The organism is Flavobacterium sp. J372, assembly GCF_024699965.1.
GTDB lineage: Bacteria > Bacteroidota > Bacteroidia > Flavobacteriales > Flavobacteriaceae > Flavobacterium.
This window is the reverse complement of sequence record NZ_JAJOMZ010000004.1, coordinates 1,881,910-1,906,037: the sequence shown is the minus strand read 5'-3', so window position 1 is coordinate 1,906,037 and position 24,128 is coordinate 1,881,910. Positions and strand designations below refer to the sequence as shown.

Sequence of the window (24,128 nt, the reverse complement as noted above, 5' to 3'; positions counted from 1 at the left end):
TCTAATTATATTAAGATTAATATACACTGTAATGTTTCTCTATTATTCGTTATTTTTACATCAAACCTTGCTAAATGGATGCCTTTAAAACTCACGAAAATGTAATATCTGATTACAAATCATATTTAAAATCTTTCATTAATATAAGTGATGAAAGAATTTTGGACTTTGTTAATAATTCTACTTTAATTAAAAATATTCTACCTGAACCGCTTATACAATTTAATCCTTCTTTTGAGAAGGGTGATTCGTTTGAGGATTTGATTAATGATAATATAGTACATCCTAATCTTTCCAAAGCTTTAGTTTCTTATAGATTATACAAGCATCAAGTAGAGGCTATTAAAATAGGTGTAAAGAATCAAGGTTTTATAGTGACTTCGGGTACAGGCTCCGGTAAATCTTTAACTTTTTTTAGCCACTATTTTTAATGACCTATTTAATCAAGGGTACAATAAAAAGAAAGGTGTTAAAGCTATTTTGGTATATCCAATGAATGCTTTGATTAATTCGCAGTACGAAGAAATTAAAAAATACGCTGAAAATTATGGCGCTGATTTCCCTATAACTTTTGCCCAATATACTGGTCAAGAAAGTGGAGATTTACGAGAGAAAATAAAAACGAATCAACCAGATATAATTTTAACTAATTATATGATGTTGGAATTAATAATGACACGTCAGTCAGAAAATTGGTTAAGAAATTCGATTAAAGAAAATCTTAAATATGTTGTTTATGATGAGTTACATACCTATCGAGGACGTCAAGGTGCTGATGTTAGTATTTTTAAATCGTAGAGTCCAAGCGTTAGCTAAAAATGAGCTGGTATTTATAGGTACATCGGCTACTATGGCATCTCATGGGTCACCAGAAGAAAAGAAATTGAAAGTAGCTGAGATAGCGTCTCAAATATTTGGGAAGCCATTTAAGACTGAATTTATTATAAATGAATATTTAGAACCTTGTACGAAAGCTAAAGTTGTAAATCCATTTATGCTTGCAAATGCAATTAAATTAGGGATCGACAAAAATGGTAACGATAATGATTTTATTGAGAATGATTTAGCGAACTGGATTGAATTGAATATTGCATTAAAATTAAACAATGGGATTTTAGAAAGAGGAAAACCTCTTAATATTGATCAAATTACAGAGAAAATATCCATAGAGACTTCGTTAGCAAAAGAAGATATTAAAAAAGTGTAATAGATCTATTAAAATGGGCCGAACGTATAAATGAGGATAACAGGAAGAATAAAACACGTAAATCATTTTTGCCATTTCGTTTTCATCAATTTATATCGCAAACAGGTTCGGTTTCTGTGACTCTAGAACCTCGAGCTAATAGAACGATTATTACTTCTGATGAACCCTTTTTTTAAAAGTGAGGGCAAGGAAAAGAAATTATACCCCCTTCTTTTTTCTCGCTATTCAGGTCATGATTTTATCTGTGTAGAGTTGAATTGTGATGATAATACTTTAATTCCAATAATTCCAAATAAAGAATTTGTAAACAAAAAGAAGGAGGATATTGATCAGAAAAATCCAGATATCAGAGATTTTAAATACGGTTACATTGTCTTAGATGAAGGAGAAGAATTTTGGAACACTGATTATAGAGATTTAGTTCCTTCAGAATGGCTAAACAAGCAAGGGTCAGATCTGCTTCCATACTATAAAATGCTAATGCCTCACGAAATTTATTTCAATAGTGATGGTAACTTTTCATTTGAACCCAAGTATCCTATTAAAGGGTACTATATGCCCGCGAAATTACGTATTGATCCTACAGCCCATATCGTTTATGAAGACAGTAGAACTAATGACTTAACAAAATTAGCAAGATTAGGATCTGAAGGAAGAAGTACAGCTACATCCGTAATTTCTTATGCAGTTGTCAAAAGTTTGGCAGAACAAGGTGAAACCGTTGAGGATCAAAAACTATTAAGTTTTACTGATAATCGCCAAGATGCTTCGTTACAAGCAGGACACTTCAATGATTTTTACGCGACAATTAGATTGAGAGCTGCATTATGTGCTGCTGTGGAGAAGTCTAACAAACCTTTAGAAATATTTGAAATAGCTGAAGCTTTATACAGAAGTTTGGGGCTGAAAGAAAAACAGTATGCAATATATCCTTCAAATGATGAAGATTTCCCAGACGAAAGAAACATAGAAGCTTTAAAAGAATATCTAAAATATAGAATTTTTCAGGACTTAAAAAGAGGATGGCGATATACGTTGCCGAACTTAGAACAAGTTGCACTTTTAGAATTAGACTATAAAAATCTGGACAAATTAGCAGCCCTGGACGATCGTTTTCAAAATATAAGTTTTATGGCAAATATGCCAAAAGAGAAAAGAAAAGATATTTTGAAAAATATATTAGATTATTTCAGAACAAATTTTGCATTGGATCATAAATTCTTCAAAGACATTGCAAACAACGAAGAATTGATGAGAGACAGGTTGTCTTTAGATTCTGTATGGTCTTTAGACTATAACGAAAGATTAGATAAACCTTCTGAAATGGTTATAACGATGCCCTCTCCAAAACCTAAAGGGAAATTTTTTGTTTCTATCGGTCAACGTTCAAGTTTAGGCAAGTACATCAACAGATGTTTAATGGAAGAAAGATTTGAAAAATTAAAAAAAGAAGAATACGAAATAACCTTACAAAGTATATTAAAATTGCTATGTGATACTAATTTTTTGACAGTTGAAAAAGATAGGAAGGATACAAATATTTCATATTATAAGTTAAGGGTAGATCAATTGTTGTGGATTAAAGGGGATGAAAAAACTATTCCTTTAGATCATACAAGGTTCAATTTTCAAGAGGGTCTTAAAGGCTTAGAACCAAATAATTATTTTCAAGAGTTATACAAGACAGATTTTTCACATTTCAAAAAAGAATTAGTAGCAAAAGAACATACAGGTCAAATATCTTCCGATCAAAGAATTGAAAGGGAAGAAGCTTTTCGTAAAGGTGAAATATCGAACATGTTTTGTTCTCCTACAATGGAGTTAGGAATAGATATAGCCAATTTAAATATTGTGCACATGCGCAATGTGCCACCAAATGCAGCAAATTATGCACAAAGGAGTGGTCGTGCTGGTCGTAGCGGTCAAACAGCTTTAGTATTTACCTACTGCTCAACTATGTCTCCACATGATGTCAATTATTTCAGGAACGCAACGGACATGGTAGCTGGAACAGTTCAGCCGCCTCGTATAGATTTGATTAATGAAGAATTAATAGGTTCTCATCTCAATGCTTTTCTATTAATGAATTTAGAAATATCAGAATTGAAGAGTTCAGCCGCTGACATTTTAGACCTCTCAAATGAGAATAAAATATTCGTAAATCAAGACATTTATGCTAGGATTGAGCATTTATGTACAATAAATAAAGAATATTTTATTAATGAATTTGAAAAGATAACGCTGTCTATAGTTTCAGAACTTGTCGATACAACTTGGTTTACTAAACAATGGATTGAAATAAAAATAAAAAATTCCCAATACATTTTGCAAATGCATTTACTCGTTGGATTAGAATGTTTCAAAATGCCTGTTTGTTAAGAAATAATGCGCAAGCAATTATTGATAATCATACTTATAAGGTGGAGAGTGAAGAAAGAAAGGAAGCTATTAAGCAAGAACGTTTTGCTCGCAAACAGATCGCTTTGTTAAAAAATGAAGAGCAACAACATTCTAGTAATTCAGAATTTTACGTTTTCCGTTATTTAGCAGCAGAAGGTTTTTTTACCAGGTTATAATTTTACCAGATTACCAGTACGTGCTGTTTTGGGGAAAAGTTATCGTGATGATGTTGAGGTACTTTCTCGTCCCAGAAATCTGGCCCTTTCAGAGTTTGGGCCGGCAAATACCGTTTATCATTCTGGCAGCAAATATCGAATTAATCGTATGATGATTTCTGATTTAGAAAATGCCACAGAACAAATTATGGTATCAAACAAATCGGGTTATGTTTATTTTAATGAAGAAATTAAAACAGCAAATATTGACCCTATAAGCAAAAGTCAACTAAAAGGAAACGAAATTGAAGTATTTTCCAGAGTTGTCGAATTTTCAGAATGCGAGGGAATTCCCTTACAAAAAATATCATGCATCGAAGAAGAACGTAGTCGTTCAGGCTATGAAGTTGTTTCTTTTTTAATTTTCCGGAAGGAATTGAAAATACGCAATCTGTAGTTTTGAAGAAAGGAGAAAAAAAACTGCTACAGTTGTATTTCAGTAAAACTGCAAATCTAGTTAAAGTAAATAAAAAAGCTAGAAGATCTCAAAATGCGGGATTTAAAATTGACCAAAGAAATGGTGTTTGGGTTCAAGAAAAAAGTTTAAAGACGAAACCAGAATTAGGAGCAAAACACTAAAGAAATAATGCTGTACACTAAGGATACTTCGGATGTTTTATATATACAGCCATTAGGAAATATAGGAACTAGTCCAAATCAAGTTATCTCATTAAGTTACGCTCTAAAAAGGGGGATTGAGAAACTGTTCTTGGTTGAAGAAAGTGAAATTGCAGTAAGCTTGATGGGTGATTCTGAAAAACCAAATATTCTAATTAATGAAGCTTCTGAGGGTTCTTTGGGAATTCTTTCTCAACTAATATCCGACCCGATGAAAATGCAGGAATGGTTCAGGGCTAGCTATGAAATTTTACATTTCAATGCAGATACAAGGCAGGAAACTGAAGAAGGTAAAAAGTTACCTCATGCAACATATAGTGATCTATTAAGTTATTACAATCAAATTTACCACCAACAATTAAATCGATATGATATACAGGAAACACTTGAAAGTTTAATGGATTGTAAGGTTGAAATCGTACAAGGATTCGACAATGACAGAGATGAGCAGTATAAATATCTTCTGGATACTTATGATAAAAATAGTGGTACTGAATTAAAATTCATTAAATATCTTTATGAAAATGGCTACATGCTGCCTGATAAGGCGCAGGTTAATTTAAAAGACTACTACGTTAGTGCGGATTTTGTTTATAAAACTACTTTTGGTTTTACACTGGTGTTTTGTGATGGTACTGTTCATGATTTAGCAGAAGTAAATAGTCGTGATCAGATGATCAATCAAATTCTTAATGAGGGAGCACATGACGTTATACGTTGGCATTATAAAGAGCCAATAGAAGATTTGTTGTCAAGAAGAAAAGATATTTTTAGAAAAGTGAAATAGCAAAGTAAATGAGTAACAAATATACAGCAGGTAATTTAGTACGTTTTAGAAATCGAGACTGGATGGTTTTGCCTTCAAATGATGATCAAATAGTTTTAGTAAAACCTCTAGGCGGTTCTGATGAAGAAACTACAGGTATTTTTTTACCATTAGCAAAAGATTTTGAAAAAATTGAAAAAGCAACTTTCAAGGACCCAACCCCCAACCAAATAGGAAACTTTGAAACAGCTAAGCTCCTCTATAATGCATCTCGGCTCTCTTTACGCAATGCTGCCGGACCTTTCCGTAGTATGGGAAAACTATCCTTCCGCCCTAGATCTTATCAGGTTGTACCATTAGTAATGGCATTAAAACAAGACATTACAAGGCTTTTGATAGCAGATGATGTGGGTATTGGTAAAACGATCGAGGCCTTAATGATCATAAAAGAGTTGATGGAAAGGGGTGAAATTAAAAGATTTGCCGTTATATCACCTCCACATCTATGTGAACAATGGCAACAGGAGTTAAAAGATAAGTTAGATATTGATGCCGAAATTATTCGTTCCAGTACAGCTTCACGTTTAGATCGAATGGTACCAGATGACCGTTCAGTTTTTCATCATCTTCCTTATCAAGTAATATCGGTAGATTATATTAAAACTGATAAACGTAGAGGTATTTTCTTGAATGATTGTCCAGAGTTGGTAATTGTTGATGAAGCGCACACCTGCACTTTGCCAAAAGGTTCTTCTTCAAAGAATCAACAGCAACGTTATAATCTTGTACATGATGTGGCATCAAATGTAAACCGTCATTTAGTATTGCTAACAGCAACTCCGCACAGTGGTAAAGACGAGGAATTTTTATCCCTATTAGGATTAATAAAACCAAGTTTCAAAGAATTAAATTTCGAAAAATTAGAACAGTCAGATCGTAAAAATATAGCAAAACATTTTATTCAACGTAAAAGAGAAAATATTCGCCGTTGGTTAAATGAAGATACTCTGTTTCCTGAAAGAGATTCTAAGGAAATAGCGTTTACGTTGTCTGAAAGCACAAAATCATTTTATAATGATCTAGTCTCATTTGCTAGAGGCATTTCTGAGGTAGAAACGGACAGCGAAAACACCAAGCTTCTTCGTTCATGGGCCGCTATTGCTTTAATTAAAGGCGCTATGTCAAGTCCTGTAATGGCTAAGGAAATGTTAGAAAAAGACATGCTAAAATTATTTCCGAAGAGGAAAATCAGGAAATTGGTACCGAAGCCATAGAGAACACATTATTTGAGGAAAATGAGTTTGGTGTAGATTTTTCAAGAAACGATCTTTTAAATGCAGTTGATTATAAAGAAAATGAAATAAGAGGTTTAGTAAATTTAGTAAGTAAAGCTGACTATCTTTTAAAGAATTCTGATACGGATTTAAAAATTAAGCACACCATTGATATTATTCAGAAATGGTTAAAAACAGGTTTTCAACCGATTATTTTTTGTCATTATATAGCAACTGCAAAATATGTGGAAGAAAAACTTAGAGCCATATTACCTAAAAATATATTTGTTCAAGCAATTACTTCAGAATTGGCTGATGAACAACGTAAAGAGGAGATTCAGCGTATGGGGGGACATGAAAAACGAGTGTTAATCGCCACCGACTGTTTATCTGAAGGTATTAATCTACAAGATTTGTTCAATGCAGTTTTGCACTACGATTTACCTTGGAATCCCAATCGTATAGAACAACGTGAAGGACGTGTTGACCGTTTTGGCCAAAATTCTCCTGAAATTAAAACTTATATGTTGTACGGTGAGAATAATCCAATGGATAAGTTTATCCTAGAAGTATTAATCCGCAAAGTACGTGAAATTCAAAGAAGCATTGGTGTGACTATTCCAATTGGGGAAAACAACAAATCGTTGATGACTGAACTTACTCAAAAAATCTTAAAAACAGCATCAGAAGCAGATCAATTGACATTATTTGCAGAAGAAAAGATAAAGATTGAAAGTGAACTGGAGAATGTACGTAAAAAGGTGAAAACTTGAGATCAATTTTTGCCCAAGAATCAGTTGATGCTGAAGCTATAAAAAAAGACTTAGAAGAAGTAGATGAAGCCATAGGAGATCCATCCGTCGTGGAAAGCTTTGCAACTTATGCTCTACAGTTATTAGGAGCCACTGTTATACAAGATGTTGATGGCTACAAGATTCAAGTGACCAACTTACCAAAACATTTACAAGTAGCCTTACTAACCGCATTAGAGCAAGCAAAAAGTAAAACCGAAACTAAAATAGCATTTATATCTCCAACACCTAGAGGTTATCAGTATATTGGACGAAATCATCGTCTAATAGAACAACTATGTCATTATGTAATTAGTAATGCTTTTGAGGAAGAAGGTAATAGATATAATTTAGCGCGTACAAGTGTGATTCAAACAGATAGTGTAGCTTATAAAACAACCCTGGTTATGTTCAGGGTGCGTAACGTGGTTAAAGAAGTTCGTTCTAAAAACGAATCTGTGGCAGAGGAAATGTATTTATGGGGTTATACTGAAGCCAACGCTGATTTACAGTCCATAGATTTCAAAGAGGCTCAGGATTTACTAGCTAAAGCTATTCCATTAAGTAATTTTCCAGTAGAAAGGCAACAACAATTAATTGAAACAGAGCTGCATTCATTTGAAAACAAGAAAGAAATTTTTATTGAAATTGCAACACAAAGAGCCGATAAGCTAGTGGAAGCGCATAGTAGATTTAAAACCTTAATTGGCGGTAGAAGTTATGAAAAGTCTACACCAGTTTTACCGCCTGATGTTATGGGGGTTTACATCTTGTTACCAAAACCTAAAGCATTATTTTAGATTATGAAATTTACAACCATCAACATACAGGGAAATATTTTTACAAGCGAAATTTTAGATCGCATTCGTCAGGATAATATCAGTTTTCAAAAACCACAAGATTTTGGTTTAAAACCTAACGAATTGGTTCGTGACGAAATTAGTAATGCTTGGAGTTTAATTAATACCCATTGGCAAATTTTCAAACAAAAAAGAAGCGCATTTCAACCAACGGATACCGGGGTAACTGAAACACGTAGGCATTGGATTGTGCCATTATTAAATTTATTAGGTTATGAAGTTACTTTATCAAATGCAGAACTAGTTAACGGGAGGTCTTACGCAATTTCGCATAGAGCAAGTAATAAGGATGAATTTCCTATCCATATTATAGGGTCAGAACAATCATTAGAAAAAAAGCAGAAAATGCGCGTTTGTCACCACATGCGTTAATGCAGGAATATATTAATTCTACAGAGCATATTTATGGTTATGTAACTAATGGTATTCATTTTCGCATATTACGCGACGCAACCCGGTTATCGCGGTTGAGTTATTTGGAATTTAACTTGGAGCAAATGGTAGAAGAAGGCCATTATGCAGAGTTTGCGGTTTTTTATCGTTTGCTACACTCTTCACGTTTAAAAAATCTTAAAGATGAAGCGAAAGATGCTATTTTAGAATTCTATCATAACGAAGCGCTGGCTTCAGGTTCACGCATTCGTGAGCGTCTTAGTGAAGCAGTAGAAAAATCTATTGTAACCTTAGCAAATGGGCTTTTAGTGCAAAATGAAAACAATAAATTAAGAGACCTGTTTGAGATAGATAAATTAACGGCAAAAGACTATTATTTAAATATTCTCCGTTCTGTATATCGAATTCTGTTTTTGTTGGTCATCGAAGAGCGTAACCTCATTTACAAAGAAAACCTCCGTGAAGATGAAAAGAAACTCAAGGATATTTATTATAAATATTACAGCATCCAGCGATTAACTTATTTAGTCAATAAAGCTGTATATATTGATCCAAACAAAACTGATCTTTGGCAATCATTATTAATGACCTTCCGTTTGTTTGAAGATTTCCAAGCAGGGAAAGCTTTGGGACTTGACGCATTGGGTTCTGGAATTTTTAGCCCAGATGCTATAAATAGCATTAAGGATACTACTTTAAGTAATAAGATTGTTTTAGAAGTTTTCAAATACTTGGTAACTTTCGAAAACGAAAACAAACAAACAATACGTGTAAACTATGCTGATTTGGATGTAGAAGAATTTGGTTCAGTCTACGAAGGATTACTAGAATTTGAACCAGTGGTAGAAAATAACCAATTCCGGTTTAAACAAGGCGATGATCGTTCTACTTCAGGCTCCCACTACACGCCAGAAGAATTAGTAAAGCCATTAATTGTACATTCATTAGATTATATCATTGCTAATAAGCTACAAGAGACAGATCCTGAGCAAGCTTTGTTAAGTATTACCGTTTGCGATGTTGCTTGTGGTAGTGGTCATATTTTATTATCCGCAGCGCGTCGTATAGGATTTGAGCTAGCAAGAATACGTTCTCATGAAGATCAACCCACGCCTTCAGTCTTGCGCCATGCAGTTCGTGATGTGATCAAAAATTGTATTTATGGAGTTGATTTAAATCCTCTGGCAGTTGAATTGTGTAAGGTTGCACTTTGGTTAGAAGCTCATGAACCAGGCCAACCGCTCAATTTTTTAGATCACCATATTAAAAATGGTAATGCTGTAGTTGGTTTGGCGCATTTTGAAGAACTTGAAAATGGAATTGCAAGCGAAGCTTTTAAGCCCACGCTTGGAGACGACAAAACTATAGCTGCTGCTTTTAAGAAACGTAACGATTTAGAGAGTAAAACTAAGAGTCAATTGGCTACTTTTAACGTCTCTAATGTAGACCAAGATTTTGAAAATCTACAGAAAGATTTCGAATCATTTACAAAATTACCCGAAAACACTGCAGATCAAATTATTCACAAAGAAAAAGCTTATCACGATTTAACTAAAGGAAAAAAATGGTTTCGTCTAAAACAAATTGCAGATTTACAAGTCGCACAATTTTTTATACCAAAAACAGAAGATAATAAAGAAAAGTTAACGACACACAGCCAATACATGAGCTACCTTAAAACAGAAGCACAGATTGTAGATCGTGGAGCAGCTATGAGCGTAAGCGCAGATAAATGTTTCTTCCATTGGTTTTTAGAGTTTCCACAAGTGTTTCAAAAAGGGGGGTTTTGATTGTGTGTTGGGGAATCCTCCATTTTTAGGAGGGCAAAAGTTGAGTGGTAATTATGGTACAAATTTTCTTGAGTATTTAAAATACACTTATAAGCCGATTGGAGCAGTAGATTTGGTTACCTACTTCTTCAGAAGAATTTTTGATATAATTAAATTAAATGGATTTCAGTCTTTGATTTCCACAAATACTATTGCTCAAGGTTCTGCCCGCGAAGGAGGCTTAGATGTAATATTTTCAAACAATGGAGTTATTAATCACGCCATTCGTTCTATGAAGTGGCCAGGCCAAGCTGCCGTTGAAGTTTCTCTGATTACGATCCATAAAGGTGAATGGAAAAATAAGTTCATTTTAGATAATAAATCGGTTGATAGAATTACTCCTTATTTGGATGATTCCGAAGTGATGGGAAAACCTATGCCGCTAAAAAAGCAACTTGGGAAAAAGTTTTCAAGGAAGCATTGTTCTAGGAAAAGGATTTATATTACTCCAAGAAGAAGCTTTAGCTTTGATTAATAAGGATCCTCGAAACAAACAAGTATTATTTCCTTACCTGAATGGAGATGACCTTAATAACAGTCCTAATCAAGAACCTTCTCGTTGGGTGATCAATTTTTTTGATTGGGCGGAAGAGAAAGCTCGAACCTATCCAGACTGTTTTGATATAGTTGAACGTTTAGTTCGACCGGAACGTTTTATTCAGAAAGATAAAGGAGGCAAAGAAAAATGGTGGCAGTTTTTAAGACCTAGAAAAGAATTGTACGCTACCATATCTGAGTTAGACCAGGTAATGATTTTGAATCGTCATGCAAAGCATTTATTAATTTCTATTATTAAGAACAATATTGTGTTTTCTGAAGCTACTGTTGTATTGGCAATTAATAAATTTTCGGAATTTGCTATTTTAAACTCCTCTATTCATGATATATGGGCGTGGAAAAATAGTTCAACAATGGGAGCAGCTACCCTAAGATATTCTGCAAGTAGAGCATTTGAAACCTTTCCTTTTCCTACGGAATATTTATCTAACAAGCTAGAAGACAGTGGGCTTAGATTGTTTACAATCCGAAAAGAGCTGATGTCTAAATACAAAATAGGCTTGACAGAGTTGCAAAATATTTATCATAACAAAGATTTGAAATCTAGCAGTCCTTATTTCCATGACATAATAATAATTAGACAGCTTCAGCAAGAAATAGACTATTTAATTATAGAAGCATATAATTGGGGAAACATGCAATTGCAACATGATTTTTACCCTTTGGAACATTTACCTGAGAGTGATAGAATTCGCTTTTTTATTCATCCGGATGCATGCAGAGAGATATTAAAACGTCTACTATTACTTAACGATCAATATTACAATCAAGAAATCTCCAGCGCACTAAAACCTGAGATTCAATCCAAAAAAGTAATTAAAAAAATAGCAAAAGATGATTCCCCGAAATTGTTTTAAATTTCGGGGAATAGAGTATTACGGTCTGTGTCATCATCTTTGATTAATTGGTGCCGTTTTTTATTATTAACTGTAACACTAACTCTTGACTCTTGACCATATTGTAGTAAATTCAACTGTAACAATCGTTTTAGAATTTCTTTTCTAGCGGCTGGATCTATTGAAAATCTCACGCGATCATTTTCAGGAAGATATTCTAATTCATAAAAGCCATGATTGAGTTGAATATCATGCCATTCGTATAAATCTACTACAGCCTGATCCATCTGGATATATAATTTTCTTAGCTCAATAATACCTTTTATTATTGCGTTATAACTATCTATTGAATGCTTTTGTAAATGCTTTTTAAGATGCAAAACATGACTGTTTTTCGGGTCTATATCTTTTTGAATACCCTTAGTATGGAACAGATTACTGATTTTGGTTAGGCCTAAGCTACTTATACTCAGTAGATACTTCCTATATTCATAATATTCTTTGCCAACATTTTCTATTAAGGTATTTTTTTTTAGGGAAAGGGTAATTTTCAAAGCAATCAGTGGTTGAATAATTTAATGTACCTGATCCCAAAGTTGATGAATATTTCCAGCACCAGATGTTATGTATCGAGCTGGAAAGAATTGCAAAATTGTGAAAATCATTTAAAACAATGACTCCTAACTTATGCATGAAAACAGTATTTGTATTTGAAAACTCAAATGAAGAATATTTACTAACCAATGGAATGACCATTACCTGGTCTAACTCAGATATAGCCTTGTAAAGAGCTGGGCGTTTTTCACCATATGTCCACCACCTTTGAGGTAACGGTTTTCGCAAGGCATATGTGCCCACAATCTCATTACCAGCGCTGTCTATTTTCCATCGCTGTCTTTCTGGCTTAACTAATTTTTCTATAATTTCGTAACAATCAGGATAAGTTTTTGCTTTTTCTTCATCCCAGTCAAAGAAATTAATGACCCATCGAGATGGTCTTTGCTCAGGATCACTATTCAGATCATCACCGTTTAAATACGGGAAAAGCACATCCTTATTTCGCGGGTCTTTTTTTATTAGTTTTTCAGCTTGTTCGGAGGACAAAACGAACCCCATTCCTAAAACATAACTTCCTATAAAACTTTTCTCTTTATTAGACAACAAAGGCATAGGTTTTCCCATCTCTCCAAATTCCAAATATACTTACTGGTTTTTACTGCTTTAAAATCTTTCACTTTGCAGATTATGAATAAATTCACTTCACAAATACTTCAGTAACTATGAGCATACAAATAAGCTATCGTTTTGTAATCAAAAAAGAAAAGAACAAGCATGGATTATATCCAATTTACTTAAGAGCATTTTTAAAAGGAAAGAAAATAGAAACTGCTACACCAGTAACCATCCCTTTACGTGACTGGTCATTGAGAAATCAACGAGTGAAATCTCAAAATAATCACTATGAAAGATATAATATGATACTGGATGCAATAGATAAAAAATCCATCAAGTTATTAGTAGAAAATTTTTTAAATGAAGAATATCCCCTATCATTAGAACAGTTTAAAGACCGATTACTAGCTTTAAATTACTATACGACAGAACAAAGCTTCACAGGATATATTCTTAATTATTTAGAAGAAAACAGAGGAAAATTCAGGGCAGAAACCTGGTTTGGCTACAAATCACAGATTTCTAAAATTCTAAAATTTTATTAAAAAAATTCTCTTTTCAGATATCAATGAAAAATTCATAGATGATTATAGACAATATATGTTGAATACCTTGCGAAATAATGAAAATACCGCTAGCAAAAGTCTACGGGTACTTCGAACATTTGTCAATATTTCAATGCGTTTTGGTCATATCAAAATAAATCCATTTCAATATACGTCAATAAAAAAAGTTGAAGGAAAAAGAGATTTCCTTTCGATTGAAGAGTTAAATAAACTCAGTAATTATTATCTAAAGGATAACTTTACCAAATCAATAGAAAAAGATATCCTTGGTTATTTTCTTTTCGCTTGTTATACTGGACTTCGATATTCAGATTTGAAAACATTTTCAGCCGATTCTATATTCGATAATTCTATACATATTCGAATGCATAAAACAGGATACTTAGTAAATATCCCCCTTACTGAGAAGGCAAAGAAATTTATTCCAGTTATTCCTTTCAATAACACTTGTGTTTTTAGGATATATTGTAATAAAGTAACAAATAGAGTACTTAAGAAAATAGGAATAGAATTAAAAATGAATAAAAAACTTACTTGCCATGTTGCTAGACATACGTTTGCCACCGTATCAATTTCATTAGGAATTCCTATTGAGGTAGTAAGCAAACTGTTAGGACATACCAGTATCCGAACTACGCAAGTTTACGCCAAAATTGTTGATACTGTTAAGATAAAGGAGATGAAAAAGTGGGATGGTTTATATAATCAAACCAATTAAAAAATGAAATGAATAAAAAAGAGCCTAATTTGACGAAAAAGGCTTCTTTTTATTCATTTAGAAATAACAATATTTATAGTCCAAATCGTACTAAAAAAGGGAAGCCTACGAGTTTGCATTTCAGATCTATTTTAACAAAAACGTGCAAAATATTTGTTAAATCTAATTTTTATTATAATTTCAACGTCAACTCAGATGGTTGCTCCCCACCTTTTTATCGTAGGCCTAGGCTACTTTAGATAAAAGGATAATCAATAGCTGTCCGTCAATGTGAAAAATAAAAAAACCGACTATGGCCTCACCAACTGAACAGGGAGCGATTGCTGCCGTATCGTTATATCTTAAGATTAAAAATGGATTTGGATCGCGTTACGATGCCAATCAGGAAAATAAATTAAGGTGGAGCGATGTCCGAAGTATCCTGCTAAAAGATCAGATAACTTGCTTTTTCCAAAAATATAAACCTGATGTTTCGGCCAATCGATCGCGGCATAAGATCATCATTCCACTAGGGAATGACCGGTCGCTTGTGGCCATCGTAAGCCTTTCGAAGGATGAAAAGGACGAGTTTACCAGCGTATATTCCTATCAGGTTTCCAAATTATATGAAGCTAGCTTCTTTACAGAGCCAACGAAGTATACTGTCAGACAAGGTTGTATGTTTCATATCATTGAAGCAGGCCAAATAGGAGGCACAGACTCCATTGCCTTTCAAAAGCTATACCGCGAGGTGGAATCGGGCGAAATCCCTCTAATCGATATTAATAAGGAAAAAGACCGCCAAATATGGGAAAAATACGTTTCTGCATTGAAGACATTGATTAAAAGGAAAGAACAGGTGTGGAAGATCTTAAAGATAAACTTACCGTACGCAGAATTAAGAGAGGGTGAAACCGAGCGATCCTACTATGTTGATATTACTATTGATGAAAAGGACCTTATCGCCCAGATGGAAAAGGACATATTAAGCATTTTTGGGGCTAATGATCTGGAAGACTATGGTGTTAGTGACAGAAAGGCGTTTGTGGAGTTCAAAAATTACAGAGAGTTGGCACCTTTGGAATTAAAGCAGCTGAAGAGTCTTGCTGAAGAACTGTTTTATGAATTAAATGAATCACCCAACCATTATCTTTCTGGCAGAATCCTATTCCAATCTACCAATCCCATTCAAAAGATAGAAGTATTTCGTGATATTGAGTTACGGCTTAGAGAAGAATACCTCCTCGATATCGCCATCAGCGACCAGGGACAGTTGGATATAATGGAAAACGATGTAATACACCTGTTGAAGGTTTTGGAAGATAACTATCCCAAGGCCGTTTCATTGAAAAAAGACAATATGATACCGCTGGCCGTGGAATTCAAGATACCCAAAGATATACCGGGCCTTTGCAACGCAGTTAAGGAGCAGCTTTCAGCCGAAGGGCTTGACCGGGCTTGTGTCACTTATGAGCAGGAAAATGGAATTCAGATAGCTGTATCCTCGTACCTGCGCCCCGACAGGTTGGTCGCTAAAGGACTATCTTTCCACAGCGCAATTACAAGATTTGCACCTTTTAAAAAAGTAAAGCTTGCAGAAGTAGAAGGCCTTCTTCTCAAAGAGGGTACCTATCAACTTATTAATGCAGGTAAGATGCAGATCGACGAAGCAGCCGAAAAACTCTCTGCGTTATATCCTAGTAATACGATGCGGCGCCTGCCAACACTTTATAACTTTAGGCCATCACAGCAACCTACGTCGGAAACTCTACGGAATTTCAAAACTGCGGTGGATGTAAAAGGCCAGATTAACTTCTCAATGCAGAACAAGCGCCTGTACATTACTGCAGATAGTGCCGAACAATACAATACGTTGGTAGCAGACATCGAGACAAAATTTCCTGAAGTGCTCGTGGAGCGTAAGGAATTCCAAGCGAAATATTTTCTAGCATTCACTATTGACAGCCCATCTGAACGGGGCGACGTCATTGCTGCCATACAAGACAGACTTAGAAAAGATGATGGGCAAAAAATTGTACTGGATCCGGTAAAGGATAACACTACACTCCTTTTTAACTGTGATTTCAGAGATGTGGCTGAGCGTAAGCTTTTCAAGCAGCGGCTTGCTGCTGCGTGCAAAGGCTTCGAGGATGTTGTTAACATCAGTTTTGATACCAAGAACGGCAGGACAATATGGGAACTTGTTAAGAATGAGACCCTCGAACTGGAAAAGGAAAAGCTAGTCCGGAGAAATATCAGCCAGGCTACTTTCATATACCTCACACCCGAACAGAAGAATAGCCTGGCTGAGAAAATCAGTAAGTATGGAGATGATGCCATTTTTAAGGAGGGCATCATTATGGGCAAGTTGGTTAGGAAAGATAAGAACCGCTTAAAGTTCAAGATAACTTCTCTTTTTGATAATGCCATCAATGGCAGAGGGGGGGACAGGATTGATCTTGATGAGCTTGAGAAGGGGTATATAAAGCCAATTTTTCCTGGAGAACTGACTAATATTACCCGAATGATAAAGGCAATGAAAAAAGTTACGGAACCCAGCTTCAAGAATGGATATCCGGTAAATCTTAACCTTGCCAATTTCTTATTTGATCCAAACGAAGCACGACAAGCGGCTGAGGATTTCGCTAATGTTAGGCAAAAGGTGGTTGAAAGCCTGAATGAACCTCTGCTCGGCACGCAGCCAAAGCAGCTTGAGGCGGTTACCAAAACACTGACAGCTACAGATATGGCATTGATACAGGGTCCACCTGGTACCGGAAAAACTACTGTTATCGCGGAAATAATCTGGCAATCTTTGCGACAGGACCCGGGTTCCCGGCTGCTAATTACTTCCCAGACAAACCTCGCAGTTGATAATGCCCTCGAGCGTATCAAGGGCAAGAAATCGGTCAGGCCGTTGCGCATTGGTAACACTGATAAGTTCGAGGACGAAGGAAAAGCCTATTCCAATGACCGCATTACCAAATGGATGTTGGCGAAAAAGGGTTCAGAAGAAGAGAAGATAAACAGTGATAACGCGGTGTCGGAATGGTTATCGAGAATCGTTTCGCGTTGCAGTGATGAACCGCGGTATTCAAAGGCCGTAACTAAGTGGAAGCAGGGATTGGAAGCGCGGAGCGCATCAGTAAAAAAGGTGTTTACCGATGCGTACTATAAATATGTGAATGTTTTTGCGGCGACCTGTAGCGAGTGTGGGAGCAGGAATTTTGCAGACGCCTATAAGTCCGCGTTTCAGCAAGGCTCCGAGAATCCAGGAGAGCCTGAATTTGACCTGGTTATTATGGATGAGGCCAGTAAGGCAACTCCACCAGAGCTTGTCTTGCCTCTGACACTCGGCAAAAAAGTAGTCATCATTGGAGACCATAAGCAATTGCCGCCAATGATTGACGAGAAGGAATTCGGTGAGGCCTTGGAAGCAGTGGGAGCCAAAAGGCTTATTGAGGACTGGACTAAGGAAGATTATAAGATTTCGCAGTTTGAAAAGCTTTTCAAAAATTCTCCGAAATCTATTGTCACGAGCCTTGACACGCAATTCCGTATGCACGAAGATATCATGAATTGCATATCACAGTTCTATACTGACCAGACTGAGCTGGAAAACGGGTTGGTTTGTGGTATTAGAGCCGAGATGGACATTCCAGACCTCAAAGTAAAAGCGAGCAGGTGGCATGGGCTGCAACTTGAGCCCTTCCTCGAGCCGAAAACCCATGCCATTTGGGTAAATGTGGAGACCCCTGAGCATAAGGTTGGTACTTCTTATGAAAACCCAGGTGAGGCGGAAGCGATACGTACCGTCTTGCTAGCATTAGGTAAAGCAAAAGGCTATAATGATTATAATAGCAGCTTTAGCAAAGATGAAGATAGGGAAATTGGGATTATAACATATTATATGCCACAGATGCAGCGGATACGCACCACCTTATATCCTACATTCTCAAGGAATGAGTGGCGAAATTTTGAACAGCATAAATTGGACAACGAGTTCAGTATACCCTTACGGATTAATACAGTTGACCGCTTCCAAGGCATGGAGCGCAACATTGTGCTTGTGTCAACGGTACGCAGCAATAGGCAGCAAATTGATGAGAGGGGGAAAAAAATTATACTTGAAAATAACAAATACCCGTTTGCGCTGGGCTTTGCACGAGAGCTGCAACGAATCAATGTCGGGTTTTCACGTGCGAAGAGACTTCTGATAATAGTGGGTAATGAACGTCATTTTGCCCACAAGCCAGAGTACCAGAAAGCAATACAGAAAATGCACAAGATTGATATTGCACAACTTCAAAATTTAATTAGTTAATGAACGTAAGATTATCTAAAATTGCCCGCAACCATAAAACGACCGTCTCGGCTATGGCAGAGTTCATTAAGTCGAACGGCTATGATTGTAATGAGGAGCCAGATGAGTTAATCGCAGAGGATATTGTGGCTTTCATTGACGAAAACTATTCTGCGTATCTTCAGGACAGCAAATCCTACCCTGGATCTAAGGTCGGTATATTGAAGACGAGTGCTAAAATTTATAGCAAGGAAGAAATCCCCCCTAGAGATCAAGATAATCGACGCTGCAAGCCAAGAGAAGAAACTCGTTGAACGTATCATAGGATTTACGGAATATGATTGGCATTACAGTTTAGCGGAATATACAGGCACCTGCTCCCAACCGGTTGAATTTAGTCTGTCAGACGAAGTCATTTGCGACTTGCTTCTCGACGGGCCGCTACGCGTTAGCAGTATTGGTGAAATCCTTGGGTTGGATCCTCTACGTGACCCGGCTGAGAGGTATCTTCTTGACATAGCAATTGGTGATCTAGTACAAAGCAAAATGCTGGAACATGATAGCGGTATTGCATCCCTTACGGATATAGGCGTGGAATACGCGAAGAAGGGCGTAAAGTATTCTACTTTTACCCGAAAGTTTTCGCTTTACACAGATATAAATGGCCTTCCACCAGAAAAGGCAAAGGCAATCCTAAGTCGGTTAAAAAGCGAAAGGTTCCCCGGAATGCCTGACACTGCCTTTAGCCAAGACATTGAAACTGTCAAGCTGCTTGCGGAAGCCCAAGCACCTGAGATACATTATCCTGAGAAAAACTTTTTATTGCAAAGCTGCCAATTGGAACGCATTGAGGGCTTTGTTGCCAAGGTATGGGTAGTGCTGCTTGAAGATTTTAGGGACAATGCTTTGCGTGCGATTGTGTATGACCAAAAGCAAGATATTATCATTGATGCCCTGTCAGATGCGCTTGACCGACAAGAATACCTTAAGGCAGGTCTGCTAGATAAGTTGATAGCTTACGATGAAGACATAGAATTTACCTCTCAGGAAAAACATACGGAGCAGCTTGAGGCGGAACAACTTTTAATATACAAGCAGGCGCAAATCGAAGCGGCGGCTGATATATCCGATACTGAGACAGTATTGCAGATAAGGCAGGAAATTGAAATGGGCAAGCGTCATTTTAACAGCCTAGAATTTGAGGTTGAACTGAAAAAGCTTTTTGATGATACTTCCGATACTATTATCATCCAAAGTCCCTGGGTTCGGGACTATGCATTCAGGAATCGTGTACCGTTTATCAAAAGCTACCTGAAAAAGGGTGGACGTGTATATATCGCCTACTCTGAAAATGAATCATTTGGAGGCGAGCAGATGGTACAGGACCAATCTAGAAAAATCATTGACGAACTTGATAAAAACTTGAATTTCTATCACTGTGAGTTGCCGGCATTCCACTATAAGAATGTATGGCTCGTTAAAGAGAATGGAAGCAACTCATATTATTCTGGGAGCTACAATATCCTCTCCTTTTTCGTCAGCAAAGATAAAAAGAATGTACGGCAGGAAAAAATGACAAAGATGCGATGGGATGATGAGCTTGTTGTCCAGTTCAACGATGTGTTCAAGGCCTTCGGATTGAAATATATTAATAAGGCCGTTGATGACTTCAATGCCGTGTGCCAAAACCCGCCTACTGTCATTGACCGCAGCTATCTTCAAAAGTTGCGTACCATCAATACTAAAAAGCTTCGCCCCTTCCACAACATCGGCATTCAAGAATTTGACGATAAACTGGAAATGCTAGAGAACACCAAGAAAATTAATGAACAGTATTATTCGGAACAGTTCTTCCTACCGTACCTCAACGATTATATGCAGGAAGTGCGCAAGCTATTGCAAAACAGGCCAATGCCCGACAGGAAAAGCAAAATGGTAAAAAAAGTTACTGCCCTCCAGCAGGAGTTTAAACTAGAAAGTGAACTGTATAAAGATGAAATCGATAAGTTATTTACGCTAATTGCTCAAGTGCCTATCAATTCCAAGAAATAATCCAATAATAAAATTAAAGATTGGCGATGCTTACAGAGGCTTACGTGGCAAGCAGCTTAAATACAGATTTGAAATTTTACTAAATCAACGCAAATAATCCATATAATAAAAAAAGACCACCTTTCGGCGGTCTCCATCAGTAACAGTAAAACGAGTTTACTATTTATTCAAAAGCTTCTCCAGGTAAGCTACCTTATCTTTTTCTGCTTGAACTAATCTTTCATACAGTTTCTTATTTTCCTCATAGGCTTCAATAAGTTTGTCCATTGGATTGAAAGTACAACCATAATTAACAGCAGATGAATTATCTACATGGTAAGTATTACCAATAATATTTAAAACGGCTTCTTCAGAAAACTGTTTAATACCTTCAGCAGTTACACCTAAAGCCTTAGCAATCTCTTCAAGTTTAGCATCCTCAACGGTTTCACTATTTTCAATATTAGAAACTGCCTGTTGACTAATACCAAAAGCCTGGGCTAATGCTTCCTGTTTCATATCGCGCAGTTCGCGAATACGGCTTATTTTCCTTCCTATGTGATTTTTAGTTGCAGTACTCATAACTCAAAGATATTCAAAATTCTGTAAGAAATATTCGATTGGTATTTCACAACCCCTAATTGGTAATATACAAACCGCATTGGTTCGGTACGCTACCATGAGGTCGTTACTTGCTGTGTATAAGCAAAAATAAGCTTTTTCACTGATGTTTCACAGCAAAATTATGTTTTATGGAGTATCAAATAAGGATACCGGATCGTATTCCAATGCGGGAGCAGTTGGAAGAGGTGCTATACGGCCTGCTCACATTTATTGATGCAGGCAGTATATATGTAAGTTGTAAAACCAAACATCCAGCAATAGTAACAACCATACTAAAAAGGACTGCAAGCAGCACGGTATAATGTTGGAACGGTTTTCTGAGAAGCTGGCAAGAGAGAATCCCAATACGATATTCAGGTTTTCAGATGAAAAGATTGCCACATTAGGATTTAAAAAAGGAAGTCCTTTTCTTCTAATGCACTGCACATTGCCTGAATTGGTATACTATGAACCCAAAGGTAAAGTCTTTCTCCCTCAATATACTAATGTTGAAAGACTGTTAAAAGGGTTCAATAAACAATCTACCGATGACCTTAACAGTGCGACAAGGCAGTTTGAAGCCTACCAAACACATATCTCAAATAACGAGAATGAGAATGCAACGGTCTCACTTTATAGTGCCATTTGGAGTGTCTACACGTGCTTTGCTGCTTTCTTTACCGGCTACCTTGAAGAGTATTATGAATATCCGGAGTTTGATTATGTGTATGACATAATCAATCATTATGCACCTGAACTAAGGGACATACTAGATATTCAAACCAAGGAAGGAGAAGAAATATTGATTCCACTACAAGCAGCCTACAATAGTTCTATAAAAAAGCATCCCATCGAGTCTGTAGAAAAATCAGTTCTTGAACAAGCTGAAGCAAAATACCAGCATCTATATGCAGAACTCGAAAACTATTATTACCGGTATTTGGCAGGTACGAAATCAAAATTTAAAGGGTTTAATCAGTCCCTAAATGGCGGTGCTTCGATACTTAAAGAGAAGCTGTCTACAAATTATTTTGTAGACAGCGCGCTTGTCGAAATTTCAGAAATTATCAGAGGCTTTGTAAAAGTTCGGGCCATTTACTGCTTAGGGTATTCGGTTACCAGTTCCTATAAAAAGCAAAAAGCATTCAGCAAAGAACTACCAAATTATCATTTTTACCTGCTGGTTTTAAATAGTGAGCACCGGCAAAATATTGTACCCGAATTGCAGGCTTTGATTAAAAAGAAGTTCGCAGGAAAGTATATGGTAACCATCCTGCAACACAGGTCGCAATACCTGCGTAACCAAACTGTAAACCAAAAGCACTTTGTTAATGCTGTAGTACGGAATGGACTGGAAGTGTACAACAATCCCGACCATCCATTCTATGAGATACCTGTGGCAGCTGAAAGGGATTTAACCTTTAGTAAAAACTATTGGGATAACCGCATGCGCTTGGCAGAGGGATTTCTTGCACTGGTTCATACAGAACAACCGATTATTCTTAATATCCTAATGCAACAGGCGGTGCAGCAAATGGCTGTGGGATTAATTGGCCTTTTTATGGGCTACCACCCCAATATATATTCCACTAATTACTTAATAAGGCTATTGGATTGCATACCGAAACTACCAAAATTATTTACCAATTCAGAAGAAGATCGAAGGCTTAGTCAACTTCTCTCTGCCAACATTGATATGCTCAAACATAAAAATATTGGACAGGAAACTATTGAGGACAGCAGCAAAATGTTTCAAAAGTGCAGGGATTTTTACGACAAGATACTGGTGATAGGTAACAAAGAATTGGAAAGACTGGAACAAATTACTGTCCAAATTAATGATTAAAGGAACATCTTAAAAGAAAGTTACCATGAAAAAAGAAAGAAAAAAAGCGATAAAAAAGTTCGTTAATGCAGAGACCAGAATGTGGATGTTTAACACATTAGCGGAGGATACAGGTAATGATAGTTTTGAAGCCCGGCTGCATTTTGATAGTTATAGTGACTTGATGTATACCGTTTCAGACCTTCTAAAGATTTCGATGCATGCAATGTATCACGATGGTGATACAAATTCAGGCGAGATAGCAGAGCCAGGTTACCATGTGATAAGTGTTTTGAGAATAGCATCCCAACTATTACCCCTGAATGAATCTGAGGTTTTGGATAACTGCCATCGACTCTATTTGAAACTGGAGGAACTAAAAAGCAGCAAAAGCTAGAAGGCGGTTTCTGTAATAAAAAATAAACCAATAAAAATAAAAGTTTGGCGACTCGCATCAAAAATCGACTATGGAGATTTTTTAGCCCCCTGCGCAAGGGCAAGTTGTTTTAAGCTGCTGAAGGATTTCAAGCAGCTTAGAACACAACTTGCTGTTGCTACGCGGCAACATTTTTAGAAATGGTTTTAAAATTGGAAAGGGCTTCACGCCCTTTTTCTTTTGTTCGGAACAAATAATTTTTCCACCAGGAAAAATGGAGTAATAAATTCAATAAACTAATCAAGTTTACCCCTTGATGGCAGCCCTGTAGGCTGCCCGGCAGTAATTCAGTAAATCTTTATTTGCCTTCCCTTACAGGTATAAAGCAGGTAAGCTTACTGGTTATATAACAAACCTGGTTGTTTGTTGGTAGGTAATAAAAGTATAAAGTTTTAAAAGTATAAAAGCGGCAAAGCCAGTATATAGCTTGATTCCAATTTTACTAAAAGGATTCTTAGTAAAGAGTACTAATTATAAGTAAAATATAAAACAATGCGATAATAAGGTAAAGCAAGGATATATATTAAGGAACCAATATTCGTCGGCAGCCCTGATGGCTGCCCACCCGCAAAAATTCTTTGTAAAGCAACTATTTGAAATCTGTTGTAGCTTGCAGGGAATCAAAGCAATGCTATAATATTGGCTGCACGACTGGCTGGCTTATCAGAGATAAAATTATGCCGCCTGTCAAGTTACCAATTGTATCAATGTTGTGCTGTCTCGTTTTTTTGCTGTGTAGCTGCCGAG

At 36.3% G+C, this 24,128-nt stretch carries 25 protein-coding genes; 22 read left to right on the top strand and 3 right to left on the bottom strand.

Annotated features, from left to right (window positions below; genetic code table 11):
- The first annotated feature begins 74 nt into the window (after positions 1-74).
- The 15 genes from LRS05_RS09465 to LRS05_RS09395 all read left to right on the top strand — a co-directional run bounded on the left by LRS05_RS09465 (position 75) and on the right by LRS05_RS09395 (position 11,768).
- On the top strand, positions 75-431 hold the full coding sequence (locus tag LRS05_RS09465) for a hypothetical protein (protein WP_257868100.1): 357 nt from the start codon (positions 75-77) through the stop codon (positions 429-431).
- Positions 424-798: a DEAD/DEAH box helicase gene (locus tag LRS05_RS09460; RefSeq protein ID WP_308224977.1), complete on the top strand. Its 375-nt coding sequence runs from the start codon at positions 424-426 to the stop codon at positions 796-798. The genes LRS05_RS09465 and LRS05_RS09460 overlap by 8 nt, the downstream gene beginning before the upstream one ends.
- The gene (locus tag LRS05_RS09455) at positions 776-1,207 is read left to right on the top strand and encodes a hypothetical protein (protein ID WP_257868099.1); all 432 of its coding nucleotides are present in this window, start codon (positions 776-778) and stop codon (positions 1,205-1,207) included. The genes LRS05_RS09460 and LRS05_RS09455 overlap by 23 nt, the downstream gene beginning before the upstream one ends.
- A gap of 159 nt (positions 1,208-1,366) precedes the next feature.
- Complete coding sequence (locus LRS05_RS09450; protein ID WP_257868098.1) at positions 1,367-3,586, top strand: helicase-related protein; 2,220 nt, start codon at positions 1,367-1,369, stop codon at positions 3,584-3,586.
- Positions 3,580-3,783 (top strand): hypothetical protein, encoded by a 204-nt coding sequence (locus LRS05_RS09445; protein WP_257868097.1) that lies wholly within the window; start codon positions 3,580-3,582, stop codon positions 3,781-3,783. The genes LRS05_RS09450 and LRS05_RS09445 overlap by 7 nt, the downstream gene beginning before the upstream one ends.
- Positions 3,784-3,811: 28 nt before the next feature.
- Positions 3,812-4,219, top strand: a complete 408-nt coding sequence (locus LRS05_RS09440; protein WP_257868096.1) for a hypothetical protein — start codon at positions 3,812-3,814, stop codon at positions 4,217-4,219.
- Positions 4,220-4,221: 2 nt separating this feature from the next.
- Complete coding sequence (locus LRS05_RS09435) at positions 4,222-4,401, top strand: hypothetical protein (RefSeq protein ID WP_257868095.1); 180 nt, start codon at positions 4,222-4,224, stop codon at positions 4,399-4,401.
- A 7-nt stretch (positions 4,402-4,408) separates the two neighbouring features.
- Positions 4,409-5,227, top strand: a complete 819-nt coding sequence (locus LRS05_RS09430; protein ID WP_257868094.1) for a DUF1998 domain-containing protein — start codon at positions 4,409-4,411, stop codon at positions 5,225-5,227.
- 8 nt (positions 5,228-5,235) lie between these two features.
- Positions 5,236-6,480 (top strand): DEAD/DEAH box helicase, encoded by a 1,245-nt coding sequence (locus LRS05_RS09425; protein ID WP_257868093.1) that lies wholly within the window; start codon positions 5,236-5,238, stop codon positions 6,478-6,480.
- Positions 6,435-7,253, top strand: a complete 819-nt coding sequence (locus LRS05_RS09420) for a C-terminal helicase domain-containing protein (RefSeq protein WP_308224975.1) — start codon at positions 6,435-6,437, stop codon at positions 7,251-7,253. Before LRS05_RS09425 ends, LRS05_RS09420 begins: the two co-directional genes overlap by 46 nt.
- Positions 7,250-8,071 (top strand): hypothetical protein, encoded by an 822-nt coding sequence (locus LRS05_RS09415; RefSeq protein WP_257868092.1) that lies wholly within the window; start codon positions 7,250-7,252, stop codon positions 8,069-8,071. Before LRS05_RS09420 ends, LRS05_RS09415 begins: the two co-directional genes overlap by 4 nt.
- 3 nt (positions 8,072-8,074) lie before the next feature.
- On the top strand, positions 8,075-8,503 hold the full coding sequence (locus tag LRS05_RS09410; RefSeq protein WP_257868091.1) for a hypothetical protein: 429 nt from the start codon (positions 8,075-8,077) through the stop codon (positions 8,501-8,503).
- Between the two features lie 125 nt (positions 8,504-8,628).
- Positions 8,629-10,314 (top strand): BREX-1 system adenine-specific DNA-methyltransferase PglX, encoded by a 1,686-nt coding sequence (locus tag LRS05_RS09405; RefSeq protein ID WP_257868090.1) that lies wholly within the window; start codon positions 8,629-8,631, stop codon positions 10,312-10,314.
- Positions 10,315-10,318: 4 nt separating this feature from the next.
- Complete coding sequence (locus tag LRS05_RS09400; protein WP_257868089.1) at positions 10,319-10,828, top strand: DNA methyltransferase; 510 nt, start codon at positions 10,319-10,321, stop codon at positions 10,826-10,828.
- The gene (locus LRS05_RS09395; RefSeq protein WP_257868088.1) at positions 10,749-11,768 is read left to right on the top strand and encodes a type IIL restriction-modification enzyme MmeI; all 1,020 of its coding nucleotides are present in this window, start codon (positions 10,749-10,751) and stop codon (positions 11,766-11,768) included. Before LRS05_RS09400 ends, LRS05_RS09395 begins: the two co-directional genes overlap by 80 nt.
- Here LRS05_RS09395 and LRS05_RS09390 read toward each other — a convergent pair.
- Both LRS05_RS09390 and LRS05_RS09385 read right to left on the bottom strand, forming a co-directional pair.
- The gene (locus tag LRS05_RS09390) at positions 11,765-12,301 is read right to left on the bottom strand and encodes a hypothetical protein (protein ID WP_257868087.1); all 537 of its coding nucleotides are present in this window, start codon (positions 12,299-12,301) and stop codon (positions 11,765-11,767) included. The two genes, LRS05_RS09395 and LRS05_RS09390, sit on opposite strands and share 4 nt — an antisense overlap.
- A complete protein-coding gene (locus LRS05_RS09385) occupies positions 12,237-12,944 on the bottom strand; it encodes a type IIL restriction-modification enzyme MmeI (protein ID WP_257868086.1) in 708 nt (235 codons plus the stop codon). Before LRS05_RS09385 ends, LRS05_RS09390 begins: the two co-directional genes overlap by 65 nt.
- Before the next feature lie 83 nt (positions 12,945-13,027).
- Here LRS05_RS09385 and LRS05_RS09380 point away from each other — a divergent pair, with 83 nt between their 5' ends.
- From LRS05_RS09380 to LRS05_RS09365, 4 genes are all read left to right on the top strand, one after another.
- A complete protein-coding gene (locus LRS05_RS09380; RefSeq protein WP_257868085.1) occupies positions 13,028-13,465 on the top strand; it encodes an Arm DNA-binding domain-containing protein in 438 nt (145 codons plus the stop codon).
- Positions 13,461-14,204, top strand: a complete 744-nt coding sequence (locus LRS05_RS09375) for a tyrosine-type recombinase/integrase (RefSeq protein ID WP_308224973.1) — start codon at positions 13,461-13,463, stop codon at positions 14,202-14,204. Before LRS05_RS09380 ends, LRS05_RS09375 begins: the two co-directional genes overlap by 5 nt.
- Before the next feature lie 292 nt (positions 14,205-14,496).
- Positions 14,497-18,507, top strand: a complete 4,011-nt coding sequence (locus LRS05_RS09370; protein ID WP_257868084.1) for a DEAD/DEAH box helicase — start codon at positions 14,497-14,499, stop codon at positions 18,505-18,507.
- 210 nt (positions 18,508-18,717) lie between these two features.
- Positions 18,718-20,538: a hypothetical protein gene (locus tag LRS05_RS09365; RefSeq protein WP_257868083.1), complete on the top strand. Its 1,821-nt coding sequence runs from the start codon at positions 18,718-18,720 to the stop codon at positions 20,536-20,538.
- A 159-nt stretch (positions 20,539-20,697) separates the two neighbouring features.
- On the opposite strand, the gene LRS05_RS09360 is transcribed toward LRS05_RS09365, so the two are convergent.
- Positions 20,698-21,099, bottom strand: coding sequence for a helix-turn-helix domain-containing protein (locus tag LRS05_RS09360; RefSeq protein WP_257868082.1), 402 nt, complete (start codon positions 21,097-21,099; stop codon positions 20,698-20,700).
- Between the two features lie 170 nt (positions 21,100-21,269).
- On the opposite strand from LRS05_RS09360, the gene LRS05_RS09355 reads away from it, so the two are divergent.
- The 3 genes from LRS05_RS09355 to LRS05_RS09345 are packed head-to-tail and all read left to right on the top strand — an operon-like array spanning position 21,270 to position 23,342.
- On the top strand, positions 21,270-21,443 hold the full coding sequence (locus tag LRS05_RS09355; RefSeq protein WP_257868081.1) for a hypothetical protein: 174 nt from the start codon (positions 21,270-21,272) through the stop codon (positions 21,441-21,443).
- Positions 21,443-22,966, top strand: a complete 1,524-nt coding sequence (locus tag LRS05_RS09350; protein WP_257868080.1) for a hypothetical protein — start codon at positions 21,443-21,445, stop codon at positions 22,964-22,966. The genes LRS05_RS09355 and LRS05_RS09350 overlap by 1 nt, the downstream gene beginning before the upstream one ends.
- Positions 22,967-22,991: 25 nt before the next feature.
- Positions 22,992-23,342: a hypothetical protein gene (locus LRS05_RS09345; protein WP_257868079.1), complete on the top strand. Its 351-nt coding sequence runs from the start codon at positions 22,992-22,994 to the stop codon at positions 23,340-23,342.
- The last annotated feature ends 786 nt before the right edge of the window (positions 23,343-24,128 follow it).